Source organism: Pseudoalteromonas sp. SR45-5, assembly GCF_014163565.1.
Taxonomy (GTDB): domain Bacteria; phylum Pseudomonadota; class Gammaproteobacteria; order Enterobacterales; family Alteromonadaceae; genus Pseudoalteromonas; species Pseudoalteromonas distincta.
Genome location: NZ_JACJDN010000927.1, coordinates 1 through 1,082, shown reverse-complemented (window position 1 = coordinate 1,082; position 1,082 = coordinate 1). Strand labels below are relative to the sequence as shown.

The window sequence follows — 1,082 nt, the reverse complement described above, 5'->3', positions numbered from 1 at the left end:
CAAGGGATTAAACTTTGCGCTAACTGCGTAAAAAATTATGATATACGACTGCATGGATGCAAAAGGTAGAGCAATGCAGGAGCAATTAGTGATAACAATTAGTTAAAAAAGTTTTTGCCTTGTTATCAACCCTATTTTCTTAGCGCAAAATAGATCACTTAATTAATCGAATTGGTATAAAACACTTAGATTACAGACACAAAAAAGCCGTATTCAGATTGAATACGGCTTTTTAAACTCTTAATTTTAAAATTTATTTAAATTAAGAAATGATTTCGTGTAGTTCAACGTCAAATACAAGCGTTGAGAAAGGTGCGATTGCAGCACCTGCGCCACGTTCACCATAAGCAAGCTCATGAGGAACGTAGATACGCCATTTAGTACCTACAGGCATCATTTGTAATGCTTCAGTCCAGCCTTTGATTACGCCACCAACTGGAAATTCAGCTGGTTGACCGCGCTCGTATGAGCTATCAAACACAGTACCGTTAATTAGTGTACCGTGGTAATCAACACGTACTGTAGACTCAGCTGTTGGCTTTTCGCCTTCGCCAGTCGCTAGTACTTCGTATTGAAGACCAGACTCAGTTACTGTGATTTCAGGACGTTTTGCGTTTTCTTCTAAGAATGCAATACCTTCGGCAGAAAGTACTTTAGATTCTTCTTCACGACGAGCTTGGATCTCTTCGTTAATCTTTTCGAATGCAGCTTGAATCTCAGGGATCTCAACTTGAAATGCGCTACCAGCGTACGCATCTTTCATGCCTTCAAATACTGAATTTAGGTTTAAGCCTTCAAAAGGATTAGACTTAAGTTGCTCACCCATTTGTAAGCCAATACCGTAACTTGCTTTTTCAGCATCTGTAGTAAAATTATCTGACATAATGTGTTTTTCACGTTTTGTTAGTTAAAAGACACGTATATGCTATCACAAAATAAACCCCGTTTGGGGCTAGTTTTTGCTGAGTTTTAGCTTAATTAGGCCAACAATATAACTACAAAGCGGTAAAGTGAATAAAATTCCAACAAGTAAAGGAATAGCTAATAATCCAGATTCACCAGACAATAAAAATGGCACTGCA

General features: G+C 37.9%; 1 protein-coding gene. It reads right to left on the bottom strand.

Annotated elements, in window-relative coordinates:
• Nucleotides 1–262 precede the first annotated feature (262 nt).
• Nucleotides 263–883 carry an FKBP-type peptidyl-prolyl cis-trans isomerase gene (locus H5072_RS20130; protein ID WP_002962890.1) on the bottom strand — a complete coding sequence of 207 codons (621 nt, stop codon included), beginning with the start codon at nt 881–883 and terminating at the stop codon, nt 263–265.
• Nucleotides 884–1,082: the final 199 nt, after the last annotated feature.